Origin of the sequence: Kineococcus auxinigenes (assembly GCF_050871525.1) — a bacterium.
Classification (GTDB): domain Bacteria; phylum Actinomycetota; class Actinomycetes; order Actinomycetales; family Kineococcaceae; genus Kineococcus.
Genome location: NZ_JBKBCT010000123.1, coordinates 1 through 5,726, shown reverse-complemented (window position 1 = coordinate 5,726; position 5,726 = coordinate 1). Strand labels below are relative to the sequence as shown.

Below are 5,726 nucleotides of genomic sequence, written 5' to 3'. Positions count from 1 at the left end.
CACTCACAAAGATGAGTGGCCGGCGGTGTCCTACTCTCCCACCCAGTCTCCCGAGCAGTACCATCAGCGCTGGCGGGCTTAGCTTCCGGGTTCGGAATGTAACCGGGCGTTTCCCCACCGCTATGACCACCGGACCACAAGGGCCAGGACCCCACAACCCCCACCACCCACACACCGGTGGCAAGAGACGGTTGTGGCCTGAGAACCACACAGCGGACGCTTCTTTCACGCATTGCACGTTCTTCCCCACCACGGCGACTTCGCCTCGAGGACTTCTTCTGCGACGCTCTGCTCGTTTTGGATCCTTCACCCGAACCCGCGCCACACCCAACACCCCACATGGGAACTGGTGTGCACTGGTAACAAGTGATCGGCTTATTAGTACCGGTCAGCTCCACAACTCTCTCGTCGTTGCTTCCACACCCGGCCTATCAACCCAGTGGTCTACTGGGAGCCTCTCACCCCGAAAGGTACGGAAACCTCATCTCGAAGCAGGCTTCCCGCTTAGATGCCTTCAGCGGTTATCCCTTCCGAACGTAGCCAACCAGCCATGCTCCTGGCGGAACAACTGGCACACCAGAGGTTCGTCCGTCCCGGTCCTCTCGTACTAGGGACAGCCCTTCTCAAGTTTCCTGCGCGCGCAGCGGATAGGGACCGAACTGTCTCACGACGTTCTAAACCCAGCTCGCGTACCGCTTTAATGGGCGAACAGCCCAACCCTTGGGACCTACTCCAGCCCCAGGATGCGACGAGCCGACATCGAGGTGCCAAACCATGCCGTCGATATGGACTCTTGGGCAAGATCAGCCTGTTATCCCCGGGGTACCTTTTATCCGTTGAGCGACCGCGATTCCACACTCCACGGCCGGATCACTAGTCCCGACTTTCGTCCCTGCTCGACATGTCTGTCTCACAGTCAAGCTCCCTTGTGCACTTACACTCAACACCTGATTGCCAACCAGGCTGAGGGAACCTTTGGGCGCCTCCGTTACTCTTTAGGAGGCAACCGCCCCAGTTAAACTACCCACCAGGCACTGTCCCTGATCCGGATCACGGACCGAAGTTAGACATCCAGAACGACCAGAGTGGTATTTCAACGTTGACTCCACGACCACTAGCGTGACCGCTTCACCGTCTCCCACCTATCCTACACAAGCCGTTCCGAACACCAATACCAAGCTATAGTGAAGGTCCCGGGGTCTTTCCGTCCTGCTGCGCGTAACGAGCATCTTTACTCGTAGTGCAATTTCGCCGAGTTCGCGGTTGAGACAGCGGGGAAGTCGTTACGCCATTCGTGCAGGTCGGAACTTACCCGACAAGGAATTTCGCTACCTTAGGATGGTTATAGTTACCACCGCCGTTTACTGGCGCTTAAGTTCTCAGCGTCCCCACGTGAGCGGGTAACCGGTCCCCTTAACGTTCCAGCACCGGGCAGGCGTCAGTCCGTATACATCGTCTTGCGACTTCGCACGGACCTGTGTTTTTAGTAAACAGTCGCTTCCCCCTGGTCTCTGCGGCCCTCAAACGCTAGCCGGCAAGCGGCTTCACGCCTCAGGCCCCCCTTCTCCCGAAGTTACGGGGGCATTTTGCCGAGTTCCTTAACCACGATTCACTCGATCGCCTCGGTATTCTCTACCTGACCACCTGAGTCGGTTTAGGGTACGGGCGGCTCGAACCTCGCGCCGAGGCTTTTCTAGACAGCATGGGATCACCCTACTTCCCCCCTACGGGGTCACCATCAGGTCTCAAGCACGACATCTAAGTCAGAGGTGCGGATTTACCTACACCTCGCCCTACACCCTTGGACGTGGACAACCATCGCCACGCGGAAGCTACCCTCCTGCGTCACCCCTGTTACTACGCTTGCCTACTACCGGCTCGGGCCACACGCTCCACCAAGCCCCACCCGAAGGTGAGACCGGCTTTGGGTGCTTAGCATCACCGGATTCAACATGGACGGTTCTACGCCGGTACGGGAATATCAACCCGTTGTCCATCGACTACGCCTGTCGGCCTCGCCTTAGGTCCCGACTTACCCAGGGCGGATGAACCTGGCCCTGGAACCCTTGGTCAATCGGCGGACGGGTTTCTCACCCGTCATTCGCTACTCATGCCTGCATTCTCACTCGTGTGCAGTCCACGACACGATCACTCGGCCGCTTCACCCCACACACGACGCTCCCCTACCCATCCACACACCTGCAAAAGGGTCAAGCCCTCCTGGAGTTTCACGTGTGAATGCCACAGCTTCGGCGGTGTACTTGAGCCCCGCTACATTGTCGGCGCGGAATCACTTGACCAGTGAGCTATTACGCACTCTTTCAAGGGTGGCTGCTTCTAAGCCAACCTCCTGGTTGTCTGCGCGACTCCACATCCTTTCCCACTTAGCACACGCTTAGGGGCCTTAGCTGATGATCTGGGCTGTTTCCCTCTCGACTACGAAGCTTATCCCCCGCAGTCTCACTGCCACGCTCTGACTTACCGGCATTCGGAGTTTGGCTGACGTCAGTAACCCGGTGGGGCCCATCGGCCATCCAGTAGCTCTACCTCCAGCAAGAAACACGTGACGCTGCACCTAAATGCATTTCGGGGAGAACCAGCTATCACGGAGTTTGATTGGCCTTTCACCCCTACCCACAGCTCATCCCCCAGGTTTTCAACCCTGGTGGGTTCGGTCCTCCACGCGGTCTTACCCGCGCTTCAACCTGGCCATGGGTAGATCACTCCGCTTCGGGTCTAGAGCACGCGACTGAAACGCCCTGTTCGGACTCGCTTTCGCTACGGCTACCCCACCCGGGTTAACCTCGCCACGCACCACTAACTCGCAGGCTCATTCTTCAAAAGGCACGCCGTCACAGAAACGAGTCTGCTCCGACGGATTGTAGGCACACGGTTTCAGGTACTATTTCACTCCCCTCCCGGGGTGCTTTTCACCATTCCCTCACGGTACTTGTCCGCTATCGGTCATCAGGAAGTATTTAGGCTTACCAGGTGGTCCTGGCAGATTCACACGAGATTCCACGAGCCCCGTGCTACTCGGGAGATGCGCCCAGACAGGCCGCAGCATTTCGCCTACGGGGGTTTCACCCACTACGCCGGACCTTCCCAGATCCTTCGGCTATACCACGACTTTCTCACTGCCCGAAGCGTCGGTAGCCGCCTCCAACACACTCCCACAACCCCGACCGTGCAACCCCTACCAGGTCTCACACACGAGCCGGTTTAGCCTCATCCGCTTTCGCTCGCCACTACTGACGGAATCACTGTTGTTTTCTCTTCCTGTGGGTACTGAGATGTTTCACTTCCCCACGTTCCCTCCACGCACCCTATACATTCAGATGCGGGTGACCGCCCATGACGACGGCCGGGTTTCCCCATTCGGACACCCTCGGATCACCGTTCGGTTGCCAACTCCCCGAGGCTTATCGCAGGCTCCCACGTCCTTCATCGGCTCCTGATGCCAAGGCATCCACCATGCGCCCTTACACACTTGCCACCACCACACACCAGCACCCACCACCAGCCAGCAGTCAACGAACCAACCACCCACCGGTGAAGAGCACCACGCGCAGCGAAGGCCAAGCAAAGAACCCAAACCACAAAGACACAGAAAAAATCTACTCGACGAAGCACCACAACAAAGAAGAACTTTGCAATGCTCGCGTCCACTGTGCAGTTCTCAAACAACAACCAGACACCATCTCGCTCACCGCAAGCACCAGACACCACGCAGCACCCCGCAAAGGAGCACACGACCCCGTAAAGGAGCACCCGTGACCGGTATGACCTGCACAAGACGGCCTGAGAAGGAGACGAACCCCACCACCGGCGAACAAGCACGAGTGCTTGCCCACCAGCGGCGGTGCCCGGTCCCTCAGGACCCAACAGTGCGCCAGGCACCAGGCGAACCAGAAGAAGACGGTGTTCCACGCCCCCGCGAACGAGGACCGTACTGACCGATGCCTTCTGACACCTGATGCCGTGTTGATGTTCCACCCTCGAGCACCGACCTCCAGACATGCGCTGGAGTAGACGGCTCCCCCACACCCGCACCCACCAAAGGCAGGCGAGGCGAGCGTGGCAGTTGCTCCTTAGAAAGGAGGTGATCCAGCCGCACCTTCCGGTACGGCTACCTTGTTACGACTTCGTCCCAATCGCCAGTCCCACCTTCGACAGCTCCCCCCCTGACGGGTTGGGCCACCGGCTTCGGGTGTTACCGACTTTCATGACGTGACGGGCGGTGTGTACAAGGCCCGGGAACGTATTCACCGCAGCGTTGCTGATCTGCGATTACTAGCGACTCCGACTTCACGGGGTCGAGTTGCAGACCCCGATCCGAACTGAGACCAGCTTTTTGGGATTCGCTCCACCTCACGGTATCGCAGCCCTCTGTACTGGCCATTGTAGCATGCGTGAAGCCCAAGACATAAGGGGCATGATGATTTGACGTCATCCCCACCTTCCTCCGAGTTGACCCCGGCAGTCTCCCATGAGTCCCCAGCCGAACTGCTGGCAACATGGAACGAGGGTTGCGCTCGTTGCGGGACTTAACCCAACATCTCACGACACGAGCTGACGACAACCATGCACCACCTGTGCACGACCAACTAAATGACACCCCATCTCTGGGGTTCCACCGTGCATGTCAAGCCTTGGTAAGGTTCTTCGCGTTGCATCGAATTAATCCGCATGCTCCGCCGCTTGTGCGGGCCCCCGTCAATTCCTTTGAGTTTTAGCCTTGCGGCCGTACTCCCCAGGCGGGGCGCTTAATGCGTTAGCTGCGGCACGGAATCCGTGGAATGGACCCCACACCTAGCGCCCAACGTTTACGGCATGGACTACCAGGGTATCTAATCCTGTTCGCTCCCCATGCTTTCGCTCCTCAGCGTCAGTTACGGCCCAGAGACCCGCCTTCGCCACCGGTGTTCCTCCTGATATCTGCGCATTTCACCGCTACACCAGGAATTCCAGTCTCCCCTACCGCACTCAAGTGTGCCCGTACCCACTGCAAGCTCAGAGTTGAGCCCTGAGTTTTCACAGCAGACGCGACACACCGCCTACGAGCTCTTTACGCCCAATAATTCCGGACAACGCTTGCACCCTACGTATTACCGCGGCTGCTGGCACGTAGTTAGCCGGTGCTTCTTCTGCAAGTACCGTCACCACACCGGAATGTGGCTTCTTCCCTGCTGAAAGAGGTTTACAACCCGAAGGCCGTCATCCCTCACGCGGCGTCGCTGCATCAGGCTTGCGCCCATTGTGCAATATTCCCCACTGCTGCCTCCCGTAGGAGTCTGGGCCGTGTCTCAGTCCCAGTGTGGCCGGTCGCCCTCTCAGGCCGGCTACCCGTCGTCGCCTTGGTGGGCCATTACCCCACCAACAAGCTGATAGGCCGCGAGCCCATCCCCAGCCGAAAAACTTTCCACCCGCACCCGATGCCGGGGCGAGTCGTATCCGGTATTAGCCACCGTTTCCAGTGGTTGTCCCAGAGCTGAGGGCAGGTTGCTCACGTGTTACTCACCCGTTCGCCACTGATCCCCCCGAAGGGTTCACCGTTCGACTTGCATGTGTTAAGCACGCCGCCAGCGTTCGTCCTGAGCCAGGATCAAACTCTCCGTCGAAAAAACCATAAACACCCCACCAGCACAACGACCGGCAGACGCGTCAGGCAATTGACTTGCTTAGTTTGACCTCTGATCTCGAAACCCCCACCCCCCTGGCGAGGA

At 58.6% G+C, this 5,726-nt stretch carries 3 rRNA genes; all 3 read right to left on the bottom strand.

Annotated features, from left to right (window positions below):
• Positions 1-17: 17 nt before the first annotated feature.
• Positions 18-134 (bottom strand): 5S ribosomal RNA (rrf, locus tag ACRYR9_RS19375).
• 224 nt (positions 135-358) lie between these two features.
• A 23S ribosomal RNA gene (locus tag ACRYR9_RS19370) occupies positions 359-3,496 on the bottom strand.
• A 599-nt stretch (positions 3,497-4,095) separates the two neighbouring features.
• Positions 4,096-5,621: ribosomal RNA gene (locus tag ACRYR9_RS19365) — 16S ribosomal RNA — on the bottom strand.
• The 16S, 23S and 5S rRNA genes sit together here, the layout of an rRNA operon.
• Positions 5,622-5,726: the final 105 nt, after the last annotated feature.